The sequence below is a fragment of the Leptospira ilyithenensis genome, from assembly GCF_004771005.1.
GTDB classification, from domain to species: domain Bacteria; phylum Spirochaetota; class Leptospiria; order Leptospirales; family Leptospiraceae; genus Leptospira_A; species Leptospira_A ilyithenensis.
Map to the genome: position 1 here is coordinate 1 of NZ_RQHV01000018.1, position 21,921 is coordinate 21,921.

Consider the following 21,921-nt stretch of genomic DNA (forward strand, 5'->3'; position numbering starts at 1 on the left):
CTGAATACCAATCCCTGCAGACAGTAACTAAAATACCTGCGCTTGTTCCGAATGTTGGGAGAATAACTGTTCCGACATTTGATGGGGTGACTCCGTTAGGCGGAAGAGACATTGAGGTCGGAGGTGTGAAAGGAATCAAAGAGTATGATATTAAAACAGATAAAGCTGCGTTAGAAGAAAGAGTCAAAAAAATAAATGAACATACAAGTGATCCAAGTAAACCCCATAGTACTGGTAAAGAAATAATTCCGAGCAACGGGGTCGGAACCAATGAGGAAGTAAGATATAATGTGCCAAAAGAAGGTGAGGATTCTGATGGAAATACATTATGGAAAAGTTATTCTTACCACTCTGCAGATAATATCCATCGATTTACAGACCAACCTACTCTCGAGACATTTGTGACAGGGGCTACAAAATGGAGAGAATTACAGGTAAGTGAAGGAGGAGCCCCTCAACCTATTTTTGTAAATGATTTTAGCATGCCTGGTGCAGGAAATTCTCCTTTTGCGGGAGGTCATCATCAATATGCATCGGCTATAGATGTTGGTATCCCTGGAAACAATGGAGCACAAGCGAGCACTTTCAATTCATCAAATTATGATAGAAATAAGACAATTCAACTAATTAAAGTGATGGGAGAAAGTGTTCCTGAAGGTTATAAACTTCAGGTATTTTTTAATGATCAGAATGTAATTAACGAATTTAGTGGAACAAATATTTCTGTATCCTATTTGGATGGGCATGATACTCACGTACACTTTCAGCTAGTAAAAATAAAAGAATAAGAAGGGATAACAATGAAAGGGCTAACATTACTAATAATATTATTTATTGTATTCCAATGCAATGGAATCTCTAGCGAGCCGGAGAACAAGTTAGAGATACTGGTTCCAAGATATAAGGAGGCCACTACTCCAAGAGAAGATAATTTCGCACATATACTAAATCGATTAGGAATCAAAGAAAGGCCTGTAGTCACTGAAGCCAAAGGTGATAAGATTATAAAAACTAAATTTAAATCTTTTGATTTGGAAATAAAAGAATATAGACGTGAACCCTCTCGTGCTGTCGGTTTATATGTTAATTTCTTTCATCCGTCTCTAAAAAAGGGAAAAACATTCATTTCGTATTTTGACGGACAATATTCGGAATCTAATTATTGTTATGCATATACTTCAGTCTACTCTTCTCAAGGGAATCCCCCACCTAAATGGGGATATTATGAATGCGGTAGATCATTAGAAGTCGATATAAGCGCCAAATATATTAACGAAAAATGTTGGGATGTGAAAGAAGACGAATATATAGATAAGTCAAAACATCCCATAATAAGAGAAGATTGTAGGGACGAGGCAACGATTCGCCTTGATGGAAAGGAATCGAAAACAAAACCTAATTTAGATCCATCGTCTTGCCCACATAAATGCTACGATCTGATCCCTTACATGGAAATGGGGGAGTATGTAGCGAGAAAAACAGGCGTCATCGTAAGGGATACACCATCTCGTAAGGGTAAACTAGTAACAAAGCTTGAAAAAGATATGAATGTTACAGTAACAGAGGATACAGGAAAGATAGAAGAAATCGAAGAAAATATAGCCCCTTGGGTAAAAGTAAAATTGAGAGATGGCAAGGAAGGCTATGTTTTTGGAATTTTTTTAAAAAGACCAGGAGAATTTTGGCCATGAATTTAAATCAAGGCCCAGCGCAAGTGATCGCAGTGGAAATCCTTCGCCCAACCAATAAGGCGAAGATTGGAACGAAGAGCACGGTCGGTTAACGAAAAGAAGTTGGAAATGTGTATGAACCTCGTAAAAACTATAATAACGGACAAAGTGTTCGCTAAACTGGAGGAATTTTGGTTCGATGGAATGGTTTTGGGGAAAAATAGCAAAGTTCTACTGATTAGCTCGTATTATTTCCAAAAATCTTAGCGCAAATCGGTTTTTAAAAAATCAAATAAGCATAGCTCGTCCTTCCCCCAAAGGGCCTTAATTTTATAGAACCAAATAGCGGTAAGGCTGTTTTTTAAGCGGCTTTTTCCCAGGAATAGGTATGATAGAGTCCACCTAATACTGGGTGTGATACAAGTTTGTAATCTCCGTCTCTGGGTTTGTGCAAGATAGGAGAAGATACAGGAGTGTCTTTCCGCAAGGCAATATGAGTTCTGTTGTGATTATAAAACTGTATGAATTCTTCCAGTTTGACTCGCAGATGATATTCATTCAACGGAATAAAATAATCCAAAAATTCTTCCTTACAGGTTTTAACAAATCTTTCTGCATAACCGTTTTGCCAGGGGGAACGAACGGCTGTTTTCTTATGTTTAATACCAAGTCTTTCCAGGTAGCGGGAGAATCTTTTACCAAATAACGTATCATTATCCGTGAGGACATAGGAAGTATTCTTCGGATCTTTTTTTCTAAGTGCTACTTTGATAACCTTTCTAACCCATCTGGTGGAGGTTTTAACTGTTATGTCATAATGAAGGATTTGTCTTGTTTCCAAATCCATAAAAAATATAACTTTGTATATTTCCCGAAAGTTATACGAGAAAACTGTAAATAGATCCGAGACGATCATGGAGTCGGAATGAAGAGCGTAGAAGTTTTTCCAAGCAAGTCTTTTCCTGGGGTTAGGCGATCTACGAAGGGTTTTGATATATTTGGAAACCGATTTTTCCGAGATCATAAACCCAAGCTTAATCATCGTTCCATGGATTTTGGTAGCACCCCAGATGGGATTTTGTTTCGCGATTTTCCGGGTAAGTTTGATCAGATCCCATTGGATCATAGGTCTACCTGATTTCCCTGAGGAAACGAGATTCCAAAAAAGTTTCCACTTTTTCTTTCTCCAGGAAATGAGAGTATTTGGAGTAACGAGTATAAGAGAAGTTTTCCAATCGGGGCCTAGATAAGAAAGCATGACCAGCTTACATCGTTCCCAGGGAGTTGTATGAAAAACTTTGTGTTTTCTTTTGTAAGCAGCAAGTTGGGTTCTGAGGATCAGGTTTTCCAGGAGGAGTTCTTTATATCGTAAACAAGAAATGAGATGAAAAAGAAGCAAAGCAAATCAGAAAATCAATGATAAGCATATGTATTTATGTCGTTTTGCGGCCACTTTTTGATGATGAATCGGAATTTTATAAATAAAGATTACTTTAAAAAACAGGGAAGTATAAAAGTTTTTGAATAGTAATAGCCTAAACCCCGCAAAAACTATGTTATTGAACAAAGCAAGAAAGAATCTTGCCTTATAAAAATCAACCCCCGCGTCAGTGATCGCAGTGGAAATCCTTCGTGAAACGAAGATTGGAACGAAGAGCACGGTCGGTTAATAAAAAAAGAGGAACTGGAAAAGAAAAGATGCGAGGCGCTAAGGCAAAACAAAGATAAAGCCCCTCAAAGCAAGAAAGATGTTTCCCTTCGGTGGCAAAAGCACATCTCAGGATCGTCCGTGACAAAACCCATCTAACAGGAATAAACTTATATCCGTGCAGAGATTCAAACCGTTCTGGAAAGAATCGATACAGCTAACGAGCATTTTTTGGAAGAATTCCGGGACACCATGTCAAGGATGGATGCAAGCAGAATAGAGTGGGATACGAGACACGAAACAAACAAAAAAGAATGGGATCTGAAACATGAGGCAAGTCGGAGAGAAACAAATTAAAGATGGGAAATTATGAATAAAAAATTCTCCACTGCATTTAGCTGGATGTCAGGCCTTTTGGCGGGAGTAGTTTCCACAGGACGAATCAAATGATTTCTCTTTGGTCAACTGGAAACTCTCTTGCATAAAATTATCTTTACACCCGGGAAAACACTGTTCAGGATTGACCATGCCCATCCGAAAAACAGTCACTCTCCGCACTCATACCTTCGATTTGGATTGGAACCGCCATGTCACAAGCCGCACTTATGAAAAGTTTGGTTACGACGCAAGGTTTTCCATCCTGGAAGACTTGGGGTATTCCGTTCATAGATGTTTGGAAGAAGAAATTCAATATATCTCTCATTCCGCATTTATAAAGTTTCTAGGACAACAATTTGCAAATTCGGATATAGAGGTAGTTACAGAACTTTCCCGGGACAAAGACGGATTACTCTACTGGAAACAAAATTTAATAGATGCAAAGGGTAAACCTGCTTGTGAACTTTATTCGACTTCCTATCTGCAATCCAAGGATGGAACCAAACTGATATTAGACGTTCCTCTTCTGGAAGAAAATTGGAAAGAATCCGGTATCCATAAAAAATCGGAAGAACAATTTACACTGGAACATCATTGGCCTATTCCTTTCAGTGATATGAATTGTTTTTGGAATCTACCCTCGGATTCGATTTGGAAAATATTCGAAGAAGGCCGGTTTCTTTTTTTCCGCGAAGTCATCGACCTTTCTTTGATCAAAGCAACGGACACCACAACTTTTTTTATGGGCGGAGAAATCCAAATCAACGAACTTCCCTCTCCAGGATCCAAGATCACATTGCATAGCTGGATAGAAACTTTTGAGAAGATAAGATTTTATTTTCGCCAGGATATTGTGGGTGAAGATGGTAAAGTTCTGGTAAGTATGAAAGACGAACAGTTATTTGTCGCTCTTTCCGCATCCAGGCCCAAAAAAGCTCCGCCGGAGTTTATCGCAAAAGTAGAAAAGTTTATCGAGAAAAAATAAGTCGATCACAACCAATACCTGAAAAGGATCACCTTTATAACAACGCCAAGGTGATCCAAAGAGATACAAAGCAAGAAATGGTTATCCTGTTGTCTTTATATCATCCTTTACTTAAGTTTAAGAATCGAAGTCCCCAAACAGTAATTGGCGATTGCAAGACCTATATGAAATAAATCCACATTCAAAATCGGTCCGGTGAAACCTTTCGTTCCGATCACAAGCCCCGCCAGAATAAACAAAGCAGCTCCGGCCAAACCGTAAACCGCACTTGTTTTCTCCTTCGAAATTTTACGAATACAAACAAAAATCACAAGCAACATGGAGATCCCGCCGAGGATCGTCGACAAAATAGGAAAAGAAACAAAATAGCCAAACACTATGTAGACGATAAACAGAATTCCTACGATTAGAAACAACTGGTTGCGAACCAATTTTCGGATTCCCAAATGAAAATAGGCAACACCAATGAGAACTACTCCCACATAACCCGAGAGTCCCACAAAAAAACGATAAATCGGATCAAGAGCCGAGATCCCCAAAAAGTGGATGCTGCCCAATCCTGCGGAAATTCCTATGATAGCAAATGCGTAAGTTCCGGCAATACCTGATACGGAAGTCAGACGGTTCAACCGGAAAGCAGCATATAAAGAAACAATGCTTAGAAAAAAATCGGAAAAGAATGTGCTGAGTTGCATGGGGTTTCAGTATAGAAAGTAAAATAAAATAGCAATCCTTTCTTGCCGGATTTTGAAACTAAAAAACAGATTTAAAATTAAGTATTTTGTAGCAAACCTATTTCAAATCAAGTGTTTTGCAATAGACTAGTCTCTTCATCAGTGAGTTCGCGGTATTTGCCTATGGAAAGAGAAGGGTCCAAACGGATTGCTCCCATTTTTTCCCTTTTTAAATAAGAAACCTCTTTTCCTAGCATAACAAACATTCTGCGAATTTGGCGGAATTTTCCCTCTTTGATATACACTCTTCCTTTGGAAACTTCCCCGGATTCCAAGATTTCAAGTTTGGCGGACATGGACTCGTACCCGTCTTCCAATACTATGCCTTTCTCAAAGGAAGCCGAATCTTCCTCAGTCAATCTGCCGTTCACCTCAACATAATATTCTTTTTCCACATGGTGTTTTGGAGAAGTGTAATGATGACCGAATTTCCCGTTTGTGGTAAATATCAGAAGTCCTTCCGTTTCCTTATCCAATCTTCCTACTGGAAACAAATTCATATTTCTATGTCTTTCCGATAAATAATCCATCACCGTCTTTTCTTTGGAATCTTCCGTCGCAGTGATACAATCGGGAGCTTTATTCATCATAAAATAATAATGTTCTTTTCTATTTAAAATTTCATCTTTGTATTGAATTTTATCGGCAAGAGAAACGTTCACCGAAGGGTCCCGGACGATCACATCATTTACTTTTACTAGTTTGTCACGAACAAGGCGCTTAACATCCGTTCTTGATCCGATTCCTAAATGAGAAAGCACTTTGTCCAATCGTTCCGTTTTCATAATTTCCTATCTTTACTGACTATACAAATCCAAAGCCCGCAAAATAAGACAAAAAAATTGTTTTCTAAATCCAAATCCATGAGTCTAATCTTCAATATGTGGGTTCATTTGATTATAGCCGTTTTGGCTGCCTATCTTGCCTTTCCTCCCGTTTCCGGGAGCGAAATACAGTCAGGTTCTTCCCAATTAAAAATCAATGAGCAAATCACATTTCAATTAGGGAACGTCCCCGAAGGAGAAATCTACAGACCTGCTTTGGATTTGGATGAGTTTTCAAATTCAAACTACAGTTCACAAAAAACTCCGAACCTGCACCTTAATGACTCTTCTTATTCATCCCATAGAAAACATTCCGTTTCCAGTTTTTTTCAACCGTTAAGCACCATACGACTTCTTACCTAAAATCCCTAAGTATTATCCCCCGTTTACTTATTATATTTTAGGAGATATTTATGCGTACTTTATTTACTTATATTGTTGCTTCTTCCATTATCAGTGCCCCTGCAGAAGAAAAATTATTCGAACGTTTAGACCTGATGCAAAGAGACTTGTATTCCAAAGGGACGGATCAAATGATTCATACAAAGGGTATTTATCATTTAATCCAAAACCTGGAGTCCAGTTCCCTGGACTCCAAAAATATTTTAGCCAAGGCTTGGAGAAATATTGCTTTATTGGAAAATGCGATCAATCGCAAAGATCAAGAACAATATCTATCTGAGACATGTCTTATTTTAAAGGACCTGGCGGCAAATTTCAGATATGCGGCATATATTTGCCCTGTCACAAATAAGATCTGGATTACAAAAGCAAACATTGCGAACAATCCGTATCTGCAAAAAAAAGATTCTGGAAAAAGAATCAGTTAATTTTTATTGAGGTTAGATGGAATTCCAAATCAATATATTTGTACTCTCTAGTTTAATCATAGTTAGTATTGGACTATTGAGGGTTTCTACAAAGTTTGGGATTCCGTCCCTACTCATCTTTCTTTCCATTGGAATGCTTGCAGGATCGGACGGGATTCTGGGCATTCCTTTTACAGATGCCGATCTTGCCCAAAAAGTAGGTTCCGTTGCATTGGCATTTATACTATTTTCCGGCGGTTTGGAAACAGACTGGTCCAAGGTGCGCCCGATTCTAGGAAAAGGAATTTCCCTCGGAACCATCGGGGTATTACTGACTTGCCTGATCGTCGGAACGTTTACAGTTTATGTATTGAACTTTCCTCCTGTCGTAGGCTATTTGTTAGGTGCCATTGTCTCGTCAACGGATGCGGCGGCGGTATTCAATGTTCTACGAACCAGCAATACAGGCATGAAAAAAGAACTCACATCCCTTCTTGAATTCGAATCGGGCAGTAACGATCCTTTGGCAGTTTTGCTTACAACTACCATTTTGGGATTTGTAGGTGCCGGTTCGCCGAGTCTGGAAAGCATAGCTAAAGAAATTTTCCAACAGTTCAGTCTCGGAATCATTTCCGGAGTCGTTTTCGGTTACGTAATCTATAGAGGGATGAACCGAATCAAATTGGATTATGAAGGATTGTATCCTGTTTTGCTTTCCGCTTCGATCCTATTTGTTTATTCCGCGACAGAACTTGTGGGAGGAAACCCGTTCCTTGCAGTATATATTGCCGGAATGATCTTGGGAAACAGGTCGTTTGTACACAAACGATCTAACGTGCGTTTTATGGATGGAATTGCATGGCTTATGCAAATCATCATGTTCCTTACCTTGGGACTTCTTGTATTCCCATCCAAAATTCCGGCCGTAGTGGGAATCGGTTTTGCCTTTTCCATTTTTATCATGATCATTGCAAGACCTCTTGCCGTATTTCTGACTCTGATCGGAACAAAGATTCCCTGGAAGGAAAAGGTTCTTATCTCTTGGGTGGGGCTCAGGGGAGCCGCACCGATCATTCTTGCCACATTTCCTTTTGCCAAACAATTACCTGAATCGGAAATGATTTTCAATCTGGTATTTTTTACCGTCATCACATCCCTTCTTTTGCAAGGTACGACAATACCTTTCGTGGTACGTTTGTTAAAGCTCGAAACTCCTTTGGAACAGAGAGCCTCCTACCCTTTTGAATTCGAAAACAAAGAAACACACGGGACACAACTTTTGGAATTTATCGTTCCATACGGGTCCGCTTCGGTTGGAAAATTTGTATATGAATTGGACTTTCCCGAAAATTCATTGATCACTTTAATATACCGGGGAGATTCGCACATCGTTCCTACGGGAAAAACAAAAATGGAAGACGGTGACGTTTTACTCGTACTCACACCTCCGGGAGCTGAAAACGAGATACGAACCATTTTGTCCAAAATGAAAGAGAAAAAAGAAACGATCAGTTCCTAAATAACATATAACGGCCGTAAAACGCAAGAGAGATAAATGATAAATTTCCGAAGCACAATCCTAACCCTATATTTTTTGCAGATAGGTTTCACTTTATTGATGAAATATCTATCTTACCAAGGAGATAGTTCTCCGGAACTTCACGAAAGGATTTTAAAATACTTTTCCGAAGCGGACATCCAAAACGGAATCGACTACGGAAGAAGAGGATTTTTCGCATCCATCCTTTCTCAAGTTTTGGATTTCATTCTTACGGGTTTGTTTGTTTTTACTCCCATTTCCAAACGGCTTGAAGATTATTTGGCGCAGAAAACAAAAGATCGTTTCTATCTAACAGTAGTTTTATTCTTTTTGGTTTTTGCTTTTGCAAAAGCGATTCTATCATTACCGTTCAGCTATTATTTCGGATTCGTATTGGAACATCAATTCGGTTTTTCCAAAATGACCTTTATTGATTGGGTTGTCCGTACTTCAAAAACATTGACACTCACGATCGGAATCGGAATTTTACTGGGGGTCCTGGCGGTATTTGTACTGAAGCAGTTTAAAAAAACCTGGAAATTGATTTTGCCGATCGGCTCTCTCCTACTCAGTTTATTATTTACGATTCTATTTCCCATCCTGATCACACCCTTGTTTTACGATTACAAACCGATCGAAGAAGGAAGCCTGAAAAATAAGATCGTAGCTCTTTGCGATTTGGCAAAGATCAAAGTGGATAAGGTTTATGTGATCAACGAAAGCAAATATTCCGGACACACTAACGCATATTTTACGGGATTCGGAGACAATCGTAAAATATTTTTATACGATACGCTGATTCAAAACCATACCGAAGAAGAAGTGGTAAGTGTTTTAGGACATGAAATCGGACATTGGTCGCACAATCATCAGTTGAAGGACATAGCTCTCAGCACGATCGAAACGGCTCTACTATGTTTTCTTGTGGGGTTTTTATTTATGAAAACAAAAGAAGAAAATAACATCCATTTAAAGGAAATTCATTCTCCATCAAGCATTCCTTTTTTGTTTTTACTGATTTCCATTATCAGTTTTTTTTCCTCTCCCACTTGGAACTCTTTGAGCCGCCTTCAGGAAAAAGAAGCAGATTGGGAAGCACTTGTGTTGACCAAAGATAAAAAATCTTTTATCAGCACGGAAATCAAAATGGCAAGGGACAACAAATCCCGTTTGAATCCGAATCCTCTCAACGTGTTTTTGTATCATTCTCATCCCACCACTCTAGAAAGAATCAGGATGGCGGAAGAGTTTTAAGTCTTATGTGAGCCGGGCATCTCGTTTCTTTGGATGCCCATTTGCTCGGATCTTTCCAAACGAATCTTTGAGTAGTTTCGGTCGGACTTAGGATTTGCATATCGATCCCAAGCTTCGATGGGAATGTTTCCGCTTCGGGCCAGATTCGTAAGAAGATTGATTTCATCCTCATCGGAACGGGAAAATAAAAACGGATTCCGATACTCTCCATTTAACTCAGGATAGTTGGTATCGTTTTTCCCAACCAAAGAAATCATTTCCATCCCGCGGTGGCCGATGTAATCCAGAAAACAGACACCGTAAGGATCAGTTTCATCTCCTGGCTGTTTTTTTTCAAGTATCCACTTCAGCCAATCGTAACCGTAGATAAAATCATGAATGTACCGGAACTTAATTGCAGAATTTTTTCCGAAGATGGAAAAGATATTCAGAATTTTTCCGGCAGTCAGACTCATCGACTGAAGAAAGTCCTGCTCGGGATCAATTGAATTGTTCACTATTTTCATTATCATATAATCAAAGTCCCAAAAAATATTTTCTGGAAAATGATCCATAACGCTATGAACTATTTTGGAAGTAACTTCTGCCGAATATTTCCAGTTTGTCTCATTTTGTAAAAGATCGGAGATTTGATTGCCTATCTCTTCGAAACGGGTTACCTGATTTTTAGCCGGACACAGTGTACGCCGGGAAGGATATTTTAGATCAACAAACCTGTCTATCTCCGAGAAAGGATTCATATTTGAACCAATTGTTTGATTGAAATTAAAATTTCATAACCGGAAACAATACTTAAAGTTCCCCAAATCGCTTTGTGAATATGATCTTTGTAAATTCTTTGACCTTCGAATCGGTTTGTATCCGCATCCTTACTTCTTTGCAAAACACGGAAAACATGATAAATCAGATACAAGAGGGTAACAATACCGAGTCCGGGGGATATGATTTCCTTCCAAATGAAAGAACTTATCAGAAGATAAAGAACCGAAAAAACAAGTAACGATTCGATGATCTTGCGAACGAACCCATTGCCAAATAACGTAACAAAGGTGAACTTTCCTCCCTCCTTGTCACTTACCTCGTCGCTTAGACCGCTTGCTAGCGCACTTGCCAAAGCAAATAGGGTAGAAAGAATAAGAAATATACAAAAATGAAAACCAAATGACAGATTTGACTGAAGATAGAAATGAAATACGGGCAACATAAATCCCACTCCGATCATTTCCAAGAACTCTCCTCCTCCACGGTAGTTTAACCTGATCGGAGGCAAAGAATACGCTGCAAAAACAAAAATACAAAGTAGAGAAAAACCGATGACATAAGGTTTATGCAAAAAAAATTCAATAAACACCGAGGTAAGAACACATAACAAAGCAGAGACGATACCTGTGATCAAAACGCTCTTTTGGGGAAGTATAAGATCCGGAATCGTTTTAGGAGAACAATCATTCGGAAATAATGTTCGTTTTACTGTATCAACGTGGACATCGGCAAAATCATTTAACAAAACTATATAGATTAATAAAAAGACAGTAAATGCGAAACCGGCCAAAAAAGAAACCGGATGAACCAAACCTGTGTTTGCCATACCGAATGCCTGGCCGAAAAAGAAAGGGACAAGTAACTTAGGCCAGCTCTTGATTTTTAAGGCATAAAGCCAACGATCCAAGAGGTTCATTTTGGAAATTTTTTCTACTAGGCTCAACTTAAACTTCTTTTGCTCTTAGGTCAGTATGAATAATCGTTCATGAATCATGGATTCTGACGGAACAAGTTTACTTAGGGTATCGCAAGTTTGCAAAAATTTTAGTGATTTGCAAGTCCTACGAAATATCAATCTCACCCTTGCCCCTAAATCCAATTTTTGTCTATTAGGTCCTAACGGAGCCGGAAAGACAACGCTTCTAAAAATTTTAGCCGGTCTTATGATCCCCGACTCAGGATTCATCTTTCTCCGGGGAGAAAAAGTGCATAGCGAGAATTATAGACAAATCATAGGTTATTGTCCGCAAACACCCATCTTTTGGAAAAATCTTAATTGCCGGGAACAACTTCTTTTTATGTCCGATCTTTATGGATTCGATCGAAAGTCGGCCCAAATTCGAACGGATTACCTATTGGAAAAATTAGGACTGAGAGATAAGGCCAGAACGATCGTTCATCGGCTTTCCGGGGGAATGCAAAAGCGGTTGAACCTTGCCATCTCTTTGATCCACAATCCTGAAATTCTCGTTCTGGATGAACCCACCGCAAATTTGGATATGGAAAGCAAAGACTTGGTTCGAAGTCTAATCAATGATTTGGTCGTAAAAGATGAAGTCAGCATTCTTTATACCACTCATGATCTGGAGGATGTGGATCTGATCTCTTCCGAAATCGGAATCATGTCAAAAGGAAATCTAGTATTTCAGTCAGGGCACAATGAATACGGAAAATCGGAATCTTTGAGAAAAAAAATCAAGGAATTGTATCTTTATCATACCAGGAGAGACGAATCTTGAAAATCTTTTCTATTTTCCGACGAGGGCTTTTGCAGGAATTTCGAAACCCGCTTAACATGTTTTTGACGGTGTTTACCACTCCTTTTTTTATTTTTTTTTACTGGTTGTTAATCGGAAATTCTCCGAAAGAAACGATCGGTTTATATTTGCAAGAGTCCGCAAATATACCGACTTACAGAAGTCAAACGATTGTGGATTCGATTGTAAATCGGATGAAAGGTTCGCAAAAGGAAAAAATACAAATCATCCGATCCCAAAAAGAATTCGATACAAAACTAGAAGAGCGCAAAATTTTTCTGGGGATCAAAATCGGTGCCGAAAGAGATTTGGCAAAAAACAAATTTCAGAAAATAAAAATCGAAATCTTTACTTCTGACAACAATCTTAAGGAACAGAATATTTCTTTAAAACTGAAATCCGATCTTTTAGATTTATTTTCCACCGAGACGAACCTCCCTTTTTCGATTCAGATAAAAAACAATCGGGAAGTTTCCCCTCAATCCGACTTTGAAAAGTTTGTACCGGGATTGCTTGTTTTTTCAATAATCATGCTTGTCTTTTCTTCCTCAATGATGATGGCAGCGGAAATCGAATCTGAAACTTACCTGCGTTACAAGATGTCAAATACACACGTCTTTTCCGTCTTGATCGGATCAAGTTTTCTGCAATTATTCAACGGGACATTGTCCATTTTATTTTCACTGATCATAACAAAAATACTCGGTTATCAATTTCATGATAAACTAATATTTATTTTTCTTATTTGTCTCTTGGGTGCGGTCTCCTGTGTGGGAACGGGACTATTGATAGCAAGCTTTATGAAAACGTCCCAGCAGGCATTTTTGACTTCCAGTTTCATAATGTTTCTTTTTCTCCTCTTCTCCGGAATTATATTTCCAAAACCGACTTTGTTAATCAATATAGGCGATGGCTTCGATGTATTTTATTTGCTCCCGACCGCACTGATGAAATCTGCATTGGATAGTTTGCTCATTTGGAACAAAGGTTTCGATTTCATATTTTTCGAACTATCAGTTTTATCCGCATTATCTCTGTTTTATTATCTTTTAGGCTATTTTTCATATAAAAACTTTTTATTTGATAAGGACGGAAGGAATTAGCAATGAAACAAATCATGCCATGGATCAAGGCCTCACGACTGCCTTCCCAATCTTATATCTTTCTTCCCCTGTTACTCGGCCAATCGGTTTATTATTATAATGAAAATCACCTAAACCCGATAACATTTCTACTTGTCCAACTCTTTGGTATTTTCAACCAACTTTATATCGTTTATGCAAACGATTACGCGGATAGAGAGACGGATTTAAAAAATGAAACATTCACTATTTTTTCCGGCGGATCCAGGGTGATTGCGGAAGGAAAATTGAAATCACATAGTTTAAAAAAAGCCGGTATTCTTATGGCTATTTTATGCACGATCGTTTCTTCGGTAACGGCCGTTTATACCGGAAAGACGATTTTGATTGTATTGAATTTATGTGCAATTTTTCTGCTTTATGCTTATTCCTATCCTCCGTTTCGACTTTCCTACCGGGGAGGAGGGGAATTTTTACAAATGTTAGGTGTTGGTATGATTCTGCCAACCTACGGTTATTTGGCTCAATCGGGCGACTTTTCCCATTTTCCAATAGAACTTTTTTATATTCTTCTTCCGATGAATTTGGCATGTGCCATTGCCACATCCTTACCAGATGCGCCTTCGGATAAAATCTCAAAAAAGAAAACCATTACCGTTCTGCTAGGTGATCCTTTGGCAAAAACGGTCCTGCTTATTTTGGAAATCGTAACTTATCTTTTTTTCATTCGCTATTTGCAAATTCACTTTTCTTATTTTGAAAAAGATTTTTATCATTACATTCCTCTTTTGGGAATATTCGGATCCATATTGGGACGGAAGGGGAAACCGGGAGGATATTCAATCTCTCTATTTGTTTTCTTTTCCATCTTTTTTGCATTGAGTGTACAAATCGAACTCATTCTGTATTTCTTTTACGGATAAAAATGTTAAGATATAATTTTTTAATTCTATCTTTGATTTTTTCCGTCCCGGGGATTCTGATCTACTTATTTAGAAAGGATTTGCGAAAAACGATAAGGATTCTTGCAGTTTGCTCAGTGCCTTTTGGATTTACCGAATTCTTATTTTATCCTAGTTACTGGGAGCCTGTTTTTTTATTTAATTTGGTAAACTATATTGGATTCGGAATAGAAGATTTAATCTTTGTTATAGGATTGTCCGCATTTACTTCCACGGCTTACCCTTTCTTTTTCAACAAAAAACTCGTAGAGATAAAACTCAAAAGACAAATTTCATCCGCCACTATATTGTTCGGGATTCTCTTCTGTTGTTTCTTCTTTGTTTTTCTTTTCGCTGTTTCGGAATTTCCCATTATCTATGGAGCACCTATCCTTATGATTTTGATAAGCCTCGGAATTATGGCAATCAGAAACGATCTGATCCTACCTGGTTTGTTTGGAGGGGTGTTATCGATGATAATCTATGCTTTCTTATGTTTAATTTTATTACGGATCTATCCCGATCTATTCCAACTGATCTGGCATACTGAAAAATTTATAAACCGGAATATTTACGGAATTCCCGTAGAAGAATTAATCTATGGATTTGCTTCAGGTTCCATTGCCACACTCTTTTATCCATTTGTCTTTCGTCACGGATACGAAAAGATAATTTGAATTGCCACAGCACCCCTATTCTAAACTAAACTCATTCTAGGCATTATGGATCTTCGAGAGTGCATTCAGTTTTTAGAAGAGTTGGCAAATAACCCGGACAAACTCACAAACATTCCCGACAAGGAAAGACTTGCCCTTATGATTGCAGCAGGCAAGGTTTCCCGACCCGACCGTAATGAGATCCGAAGGCGCAATAAAACGATAAAACAGAATCGCCGTATTGCGATTGTTACAGAAGAAAAAAAAGCCAGATCATTGACCGGGATTCGTATTGCACGAACCGAGACAGTATTCAAAGCGCCGTTACAAATCACAGACCAATCGGGTGGTTGGAGTTGGGAAAAAGCCTCGGAACTGAAATCACCTCGCAACTGTTATATCTGTAAAAAAGAGTTTATCAAACTTCATTTTTTCTATGATTCCATGTGTCCGGAATGTGCCGATCTCAATTATGCTAAAAGGTTTCAGACTGCTCCTCTGGACGGACAAGTTGCCGTCATTACAGGCTCCCGATTGAAAATCGGCTACCAGGCCACCTTGATGCTGTTACGTGCAGGAGCACAGGTCATTGCAACTACACGTTTTCCGGTAGATGCAGCCCTTAGGTTTTCCAAAGAGGATGATTATGGAAAATGGAAAAACAGACTTCAAATCTTCGGATTGGATCTGCGCCACACACCCAGTGTGGAAATTTTCTCGAGCTATTTGGAACACCACTTAGATCGACTTGATATTCTTATTAACAACGCCGCGCAAACGGTTAGACGGCCTCCCGGTTTTTACAGTCATCTCATTGCCAATGAAAACTTAAATTATTCCGATCTACCGAGTGAAGCCAAAAAACTTTTAATGTTTCACGAAGAATGTAAAAAACAACTAACCTCATCATTGTCCGTCTCCCGTCTAAAAATAGAAAACCTTGCGGAAGAAAAAGCACTGCCGGTGAGTTGGACAGGAAAACTTCCCGGCATCGGAATCCGTTCCTCCGCGCAGTTATCTCAAATCCCCTACTCACATGACAATTCTCATGAGCTGGAAGCGGTTTTTCCCGAAGGTGAAGTGGACGCTGACTTACAACAAGTCGATCTCCGCAAAACAAATAGTTGGCGATTAAGACTGGGAGAGATCAACACTTCGGAAATGTTGGAAGTTCAGTTGGTGAATGCAGTAGCACCATTCGTACTCTGCAACCGACTTGTATCCATTATGAGAAAGAAAAACACTGGGAAAAAACATATTGTCAATGTTTCCGCAATGGAAGGAAAATTTCATCGATTCAAAAAAGAAGACCGCCACCCTCATACCAATATGGCTAAAGCTGCGCTCAATATGCTCACTCATACTTCGGCAAGTGATTTTGCAAAAGACGGAATCTATATGAATGCAGTCGACACCGGCTGGGTGACTGATGAAGATCCTATGGAGCTTTCAAAACGCAAACAAGAGTTACATGATTTTCAACCACCTTTGGATATAGTAGACGGTGCGGCGAGGGTTTTGGATCCGTTGTTTGATGGAATCAATACTGAGAAACATTGGGTTGGTAAATTTTTGAAAGATTACTTTCCTATCGATTGGTAAAACAGCCATTATCACTTTCCCCCACACTTCCGCCTTCAAACAGAAGCTCCTTCAAGCCTTCACTGTAACGTAAGTTCCCTAGAAAGCTAATCTCATCCAGATACAATTGTGACCACTTGGGAGAAATATAATGGTAAGACCTGAATGCTTGCTTTAACGTATTGTTCCTTGCCTCTGCTCCATTAGAAGTGACTCCTTCCTTAGTAATCCATCTTTCCCGACTCAAATTGTATCTATGATCATTACTCTTCTTTGAGTGATTCACCATTCGATGATTGGGTCTGTCCCAGATAAAAGAATAACCCTCATCAGTGAATAAAGGGATGTAAGAAGGAATTTTGGAATTTAGATCCTTCAGTAAGTAGGACTGATTATTCAGAGGGATACTTTTGTAAAAGGTCATTCCATGGTTCACTCCGACAGTATGGACTAAGACTCCCTTTTGTTCCCCTCCTAGATTGTTAGAAAGGTAAATACTGGAAGAACCTGTTTTGAACCTCCTAGATCTATGCTTATTGGCTCTTAAGGATGAAGAATACAATACTACTGAATCACATGTAGCAACTGGAATCCCTTGTAATAAAGGTCTTAAGTCCCCTTGTTTAGGTAATCTCAAAGGATTCTTTTCAGAGAAGGTTTCTAATTCATTATAGAGTTTCTCTCTCAGGGAATCATTCAATAGAGAACAAATGATTTGAATTCGCTTCTTTAGATAATAAGCAGTTTTATAAGGTAGGTTTAATTTCCTACTGATCTCAGTGGAAGTAATGACCTTTGGATATTGAAGAATTGAGTCCTGAAGGATATAGGAGAAGTAAGAGAGCTTTAATTTGTAATTATCTAAGGGAGTCTTAGCAGTGATGCTTATCTGTTTATTGCATACATTACATCTAGCAATCGAAGGTCTAGATTTGATGCATAAATAACGAAGTGTGGAACCTTCACAATCACATCCCTTAATGAATAATTTTGTAAGGATAGAGAGTGTCAGTAGAGAATAGTGTCTATCCAAAGTAGCATTGGTTAAAAGTGGATTTGTGTAAGAAGTGCCGTAGTGATTAGTGAATCCATTGCAAGGAATGAATTTATTTAAGAAAGGGTATGGTGATAATGACTGGTTTGCCGAGCCGATGGTGGGACTTGGGGATAAGGCTCTTGTCTTTTTGGCAACAGATTGATAACTCTCTGTGTTAGTCTCCAGAATTCCACTTTTGGCACCTGATTTAAGCAACATGAAAACATTTCTCTGTTCTAACTGGGATCAATGCAAGATGATTTTTGAGAGGAGAAGAAAAAACTTAACATATGTATTGTACATATGCAAATAAGTGTTTTTCATACTTTTTAGAAAAAATATTAGTAATTAATGCAAAAAGGATGAATTCGAAGATTTTCGACCGACTTACAGATATCATTCTACTCTAATTACGATGGAATTCAAATTCACTGATGTAAAGTATCCGCGAGAAACATAACCTCAATTAGAAGCTTACCAATTGCATTTTAAGCCATCCGATTTTACATCCATCAACTTATACTAAAACTATCGTAGAGACCGCTAGAAATCGAAAATAATCGCTTTAATAAAGTTACTATAGAATGTCTGAGACAATCAGATCACTAGAAAGTTTCTAACATAGAAGAAATCACTTTTTCTTCCATTATCAAAATGAATTACATTACAATCTTCATTTTCAATCCCGTTAGATAGTAGCGAGAAGAAGAAATAACGAATTTAAACTAATACATTTATACGGTTAGTGGCTAATCGCTCATAGACTTAAATAAATAGATCGTAGCAATGGTTAGATCTGTTTATAAGTCCCTATTTCGAAACGAACAATTTCAACTTAGTGGCGAAGCTTTAACTAATTTTACAAACGGAGTTAAATAATAACCAAATGAAAACAGTAAATAATCAAAAAATATTAAACTTAAAACAATACTTCATTAAAAAATCTGATTATGCAGATTTCATAACAAAAAGTATTAATTTTACAAACACTAGCAAAGTAGTTAAAGAAATTGATAGTGAAATAAACAATTATAAATCATTATACAAACCATTTTGGATTACATTTGCTCTCAGAAATAAATGCAAAAGTTACGAATTACCTTCAAAGGAATTATTATCAAAAGTCATCAACAGAACTTTCTGTAAAACACATACTGAATATTTTGGAAAAACAAAAAAAAATAAACATCTGGATTTTATGAGAATTGGTCATTTCGGAGATGGTAGAATCGAAGGATGTTTACATCATTATCATTTCACAATGGTTTTTCCAGTGTTTCTAATCCCTAGACTAATGGATAACTTCGAAGAAGCAGTTTCACATTATATTCCTGGTTTTAAAGGAGATTTTCATATAAAGGAATATAACAAGAGTATTTTCAATGCAATGGATTATGGAACTCGTTACTCCTCTGAACAATACTCAGATAATAGATTTTTTGAAGGAATAGATCCAGATGTAAGCAATTTTCATTTTTATTTCAAAGAAGAACCAATCAATTGCATGGATTCACACAAACAAGCAATGGATTACTATAAAAACAATAACCAAGCAATCTTTTCAAATTTAGAACAAAAGGCAAAACAAATACTCAAGGAATGTGTAAAGGATAAACCAAAAAGAAGAAAATGAAAAAGATCAATTTAGTCTCACTGAAACTAAAATAGAAGGAAAATATTATAATGAATCTATGGAGAAACAATGACTGAAGAAATATTTAAAGAGCAATTGAATAATACAAAAGGAAAACAAAATATGGAAACGAAAATTAACATCGAGTCAGACACCCAAGTATCTACGGCAAATAAAAGATTGCATTTTACCAAAGCAAATCTAAAGGCTAGAGGTTGGACAGAGAGAACAATATCAATTTTTTATCCAGAGCCTGATGAAGAACGTTTAAATGGATTCTCTCGTAATGGTAAAACAAAACTATATTTGTCAGAAAAAGTTACAGCAATTGAAGAAACGGCCACATTCAAAGAATTTAGAGCAAAAAACAACAACCGTGTTAAATCTGCAAAAGAAGGTGCCCAGAAAGCTGCAATAACAAGATGCCAGAGTTTACTAGATTACGTGTGGAATCTTAAAATAGAAATTCCTTATCTAGAAAAAGAACAACTTTTAACGTATACAATCGAATATTATAATAACCATAAGCGTGATAAAGGAGAATTTGATTTTCTAACCTTAAATTCAGATCCATATTTCTTGAATAGAATAGCAAGAAATTATATTTTTTATGAATTAACAGATTATTCAGAAACACTCAATTATGTCAAAAAACAAGGGGGAAAAGGATTTTTGTATGATCGACTATCCCGAAATATAGATGAAGAAATAAAGAATGTATATCCTTGGCTAAATAATTATTGATCAAAATAGTATAACTTCAGTCATATAACAACGAAACCTCTTCGAAGAAATGGAAATTAGTATTAATAAGCATTACTATATTTCCATTTCTTATGTTAAGATAATATTCACTTGATAGGGTTTGAAGAAGCAGTGGTCACATTTCCTCTAATCGAAAAAATGATTTTTCCACAAAACTTTATTCTTGGTGGAAGACTAATTAATAAGGATAGAACCAATTTTTATGAATCTGTTGAAGAGATTGGTAAGATCTACCGGTATTATCTAATACGGAAGAATTCCTTATCAATTACATTGGACTTACCCCCTTACAAACCATACAGTTTTCTAGCTCCTAACTAATAGGAGTAATGCTATGAATAGTACTAGTAACAGCGAATCGATTCACGTAATCACATCGGTTCATCGAAGAAGATGATCTTTCAAGGAAAAATAAGGAACAATTTTTTCGTTGGATTGATTGTCCAGATTTACATTCTGGAACGAACTTTTTAAACTTGATTTCTTTTGATTTCAGAAAACAATTAGAAACAAATTTTCTTGGAAATACTTAGTTTGCCTGAATCATGTTTACTGAAATAGAAATTAAAAGAATACAAAAATCTTTGGATGAATTGTTAAAAAAACGGAGACCACCTCCTGAACTTCGAAATCGGCTAGATATCAATTATAAAATAGAAAAAGGCAAGGTCGAAATTTTTACAACTAGACCTAAGTGGAATGATTCTTCACAATTTATTGAAAGTCCTATCGCGAAAGCTACTTTTGTGTTAAAAGATAATATCTGGAAAGTATATTGGCAGAAATCTGATTTGAAATGGCATTCTTACAATCCAAAACCTTTCGTTCGATACATTGAAGAATTTGTCAAAACTGTTGATCTTGATGAATTCGGATGCTTTTGGGGATAAGTCATTTCCCTTAATTTTCTTTCCCACTTTGAGCACACTACAAATGCTATCGAATCCATGAATATGGGTCTTAGAAAAATATTCAAAAATCGTGGTTCATTCCCAACAGATGAGGCGGCTATAAAGTTACTCTATTTAGCATTGAACAATATGTCTAAAAAATGGACCATGCCAATACAAGAGTGGGGAAAAGCGATGAACCAGTTCTCTATTATTTTCGGAGATCGGCTGGACGTGAATTCGATTTAAAGATAGGTCATTTACACAAATTTCCTTACACCCCCGGACTTGAATCGGCAGAAACCATTTGATCTAATTAAAATTAGATGTGTGACTGGTGAATACTATCTCTGGATAATTTATTGAGTAGAATTCGGTACAACTATATACGTACCTTCCAAACAATAAACAATTCCGAGAGGGAAAACTTCCTCTTTTAAGCTGATATCGACAAAGCTTTGCAAGATACACATTCCTTTTAAATTTTCTTCAAAAGAAACAGCAACATATTCTTTTGGATCGGTATGCATTCGAAGAGGGGCTGTTGGACCAAACGGGGAAATAGAAGCACCGTGTTCTGAAAAACATTTATGTTTAACTTTTTTGATTATTTTAGAATTTTTATTTTCACCATTACATGAATTCTTTCGAATATTGATCTGCTCACAAACTTCATCAAATAAGTCATCAAGTGATTCGTAAGTAAATCCTTCATATAACATTCCCTTGTAATTACAATGTTTGAATCTATCGGGAGCCTTTACGTCACTACAATTAGCGAAAGCGAAACAGATGATTAAGGAATAGCAATAGCTTTTAAATTTATGCATGTTTCCTATAGTGTAGCAATTATCTTTGAATTGATTTCGTTTGGACTAAATATGTTCCTTCTAGGCAATACGTGTATTGATATAGTATTCACCTGACAGCTTCGAAGAAGCAGTGGTCACACATCCTGTAAACGGAAAAATGATTT

Annotated in this window: 22 protein-coding genes and 1 pseudogene; 16 read left to right on the forward strand and 7 right to left on the reverse strand. The window is 37.3% G+C overall.

Going from position 1 to position 21,921, the window contains the following annotated elements; translation table 11 throughout:
• A partial coding sequence (locus EHS11_RS02890) for a hypothetical protein (RefSeq protein WP_167884326.1) occupies window positions 1-788 on the forward strand: 788 nt, incomplete at its 5' end.
• A 12-nt stretch (window positions 789-800) separates the two neighbouring features.
• Entirely contained in the window at window positions 801-1,691 is an 891-nt protein-coding gene (locus EHS11_RS02895) for an SH3 domain-containing protein (protein ID WP_135762923.1), read from the forward strand.
• A gap of 340 nt (window positions 1,692-2,031) precedes the next feature.
• Here the strand turns inward: EHS11_RS02895 and EHS11_RS02900 are convergent, their stop codons facing one another.
• Window positions 2,032-2,928, reverse strand: a complete 897-nt coding sequence (locus EHS11_RS02900; RefSeq protein ID WP_425460534.1) for an integrase core domain-containing protein — start codon at window positions 2,926-2,928, stop codon at window positions 2,032-2,034.
• Between the two features lie 916 nt (window positions 2,929-3,844).
• On the opposite strand from EHS11_RS02900, the gene EHS11_RS02905 reads away from it, so the two are divergent.
• Entirely contained in the window at window positions 3,845-4,681 is an 837-nt protein-coding gene (locus EHS11_RS02905) for an acyl-[acyl-carrier-protein] thioesterase (protein WP_246047557.1), read from the forward strand.
• Between the two features lie 107 nt (window positions 4,682-4,788).
• Here EHS11_RS02905 and EHS11_RS02910 read toward each other — a convergent pair whose 3' ends face one another.
• A complete protein-coding gene (locus EHS11_RS02910) occupies window positions 4,789-5,376 on the reverse strand; it encodes a DUF6962 family protein (RefSeq protein WP_135762925.1) in 588 nt (195 codons plus the stop codon).
• Window positions 5,377-5,483: 107 nt separating this feature from the next.
• A complete protein-coding gene (locus tag EHS11_RS02915; RefSeq protein WP_135762926.1) occupies window positions 5,484-6,200 on the reverse strand; it encodes a pseudouridine synthase in 717 nt (238 codons plus the stop codon).
• A 57-nt stretch (window positions 6,201-6,257) separates the two neighbouring features.
• Here EHS11_RS02915 and EHS11_RS02920 point away from each other — a divergent pair, with 57 nt between their 5' ends.
• The 4 genes from EHS11_RS02920 (at window position 6,258) to EHS11_RS02935 (ending at window position 9,842) form a co-directional block, all read left to right on the forward strand.
• Window positions 6,258-6,602, forward strand: a complete 345-nt coding sequence (locus EHS11_RS02920; protein WP_135762927.1) for a hypothetical protein — start codon at window positions 6,258-6,260, stop codon at window positions 6,600-6,602.
• A 50-nt stretch (window positions 6,603-6,652) separates the two neighbouring features.
• Entirely contained in the window at window positions 6,653-7,069 is a 417-nt protein-coding gene (locus EHS11_RS02925) for an LIC13259/LIC11441 family protein (RefSeq protein WP_135762928.1), read from the forward strand.
• 16 nt (window positions 7,070-7,085) lie between these two features.
• Window positions 7,086-8,567 (forward strand): potassium/proton antiporter, encoded by a 1,482-nt coding sequence (locus EHS11_RS02930; protein WP_135762929.1) that lies wholly within the window; start codon window positions 7,086-7,088, stop codon window positions 8,565-8,567.
• 99 nt (window positions 8,568-8,666) lie between these two features.
• Window positions 8,667-9,842 (forward strand): M48 family metallopeptidase, encoded by a 1,176-nt coding sequence (locus EHS11_RS02935; protein WP_246047559.1) that lies wholly within the window; start codon window positions 8,667-8,669, stop codon window positions 9,840-9,842.
• Here EHS11_RS02935 and EHS11_RS02940 read toward each other — a convergent pair.
• Window positions 9,839-10,582: a hypothetical protein gene (locus tag EHS11_RS02940; RefSeq protein WP_135762930.1), complete on the reverse strand. Its 744-nt coding sequence runs from the start codon at window positions 10,580-10,582 to the stop codon at window positions 9,839-9,841. The genes EHS11_RS02935 and EHS11_RS02940 overlap by 4 nt on opposite strands.
• Complete coding sequence (locus EHS11_RS02945; protein WP_135762931.1) at window positions 10,579-11,547, reverse strand: prenyltransferase; 969 nt, start codon at window positions 11,545-11,547, stop codon at window positions 10,579-10,581. The genes EHS11_RS02940 and EHS11_RS02945 overlap by 4 nt, the downstream gene beginning before the upstream one ends.
• 49 nt (window positions 11,548-11,596) lie before the next feature.
• Between EHS11_RS02945 and EHS11_RS02950 the strand changes: the two genes are divergently transcribed.
• The 5 genes from EHS11_RS02950 to EHS11_RS02970 are packed head-to-tail and all read left to right on the forward strand — an operon-like array spanning window position 11,597 to window position 16,642.
• Window positions 11,597-12,343, forward strand: coding sequence for an ABC transporter ATP-binding protein (locus EHS11_RS02950; protein ID WP_135762932.1), 747 nt, complete (start codon window positions 11,597-11,599; stop codon window positions 12,341-12,343).
• A complete protein-coding gene (locus EHS11_RS02955) occupies window positions 12,340-13,464 on the forward strand; it encodes an ABC transporter permease (protein ID WP_135762933.1) in 1,125 nt (374 codons plus the stop codon). Before EHS11_RS02950 ends, EHS11_RS02955 begins: the two co-directional genes overlap by 4 nt.
• A gap of 2 nt (window positions 13,465-13,466) precedes the next feature.
• Entirely contained in the window at window positions 13,467-14,366 is a 900-nt protein-coding gene (locus tag EHS11_RS02960) for a prenyltransferase (protein WP_135762934.1), read from the forward strand.
• Between the two features lie 2 nt (window positions 14,367-14,368).
• On the forward strand, window positions 14,369-15,061 hold the full coding sequence (locus EHS11_RS02965; protein WP_135762935.1) for a lycopene cyclase domain-containing protein: 693 nt from the start codon (window positions 14,369-14,371) through the stop codon (window positions 15,059-15,061).
• 45 nt (window positions 15,062-15,106) lie between these two features.
• Window positions 15,107-16,642 carry an SDR family NAD(P)-dependent oxidoreductase gene (locus EHS11_RS02970; protein ID WP_135762936.1) on the forward strand — a complete coding sequence of 512 codons (1,536 nt, stop codon included), beginning with the start codon at window positions 15,107-15,109 and terminating at the stop codon, window positions 16,640-16,642.
• Here EHS11_RS02970 and EHS11_RS02975 read toward each other — a convergent pair.
• The gene (locus EHS11_RS02975) at window positions 16,629-17,876 is read right to left on the reverse strand and encodes a transposase (RefSeq protein WP_135762937.1); all 1,248 of its coding nucleotides are present in this window, start codon (window positions 17,874-17,876) and stop codon (window positions 16,629-16,631) included. The two genes, EHS11_RS02970 and EHS11_RS02975, sit on opposite strands and share 14 nt — an antisense overlap.
• 667 nt (window positions 17,877-18,543) lie before the next feature.
• Between EHS11_RS02975 and EHS11_RS02980 the strand changes: the two genes are divergently transcribed.
• From EHS11_RS02980 to EHS11_RS02995, 4 genes and pseudogenes are all read left to right on the forward strand, one after another.
• Window positions 18,544-19,290, forward strand: coding sequence for a hypothetical protein (locus tag EHS11_RS02980; protein ID WP_135762938.1), 747 nt, complete (start codon window positions 18,544-18,546; stop codon window positions 19,288-19,290).
• Between the two features lie 69 nt (window positions 19,291-19,359).
• Window positions 19,360-20,034 (forward strand): hypothetical protein, encoded by a 675-nt coding sequence (locus EHS11_RS02985; protein ID WP_135762939.1) that lies wholly within the window; start codon window positions 19,360-19,362, stop codon window positions 20,032-20,034.
• 566 nt (window positions 20,035-20,600) lie between these two features.
• Window positions 20,601-20,945 (forward strand): DUF3024 domain-containing protein, encoded by a 345-nt coding sequence (locus EHS11_RS02990; protein WP_135762940.1) that lies wholly within the window; start codon window positions 20,601-20,603, stop codon window positions 20,943-20,945.
• 33 nt (window positions 20,946-20,978) lie between these two features.
• Window positions 20,979-21,194: pseudogene (locus tag EHS11_RS02995) on the forward strand (transposase); the annotation flags it as partial.
• Between the two features lie 110 nt (window positions 21,195-21,304).
• Here the strand turns inward: EHS11_RS02995 and EHS11_RS03000 are convergent.
• Entirely contained in the window at window positions 21,305-21,667 is a 363-nt protein-coding gene (locus EHS11_RS03000) for a hypothetical protein (protein WP_135762941.1), read from the reverse strand.
• Window positions 21,668-21,921: the final 254 nt, after the last annotated feature.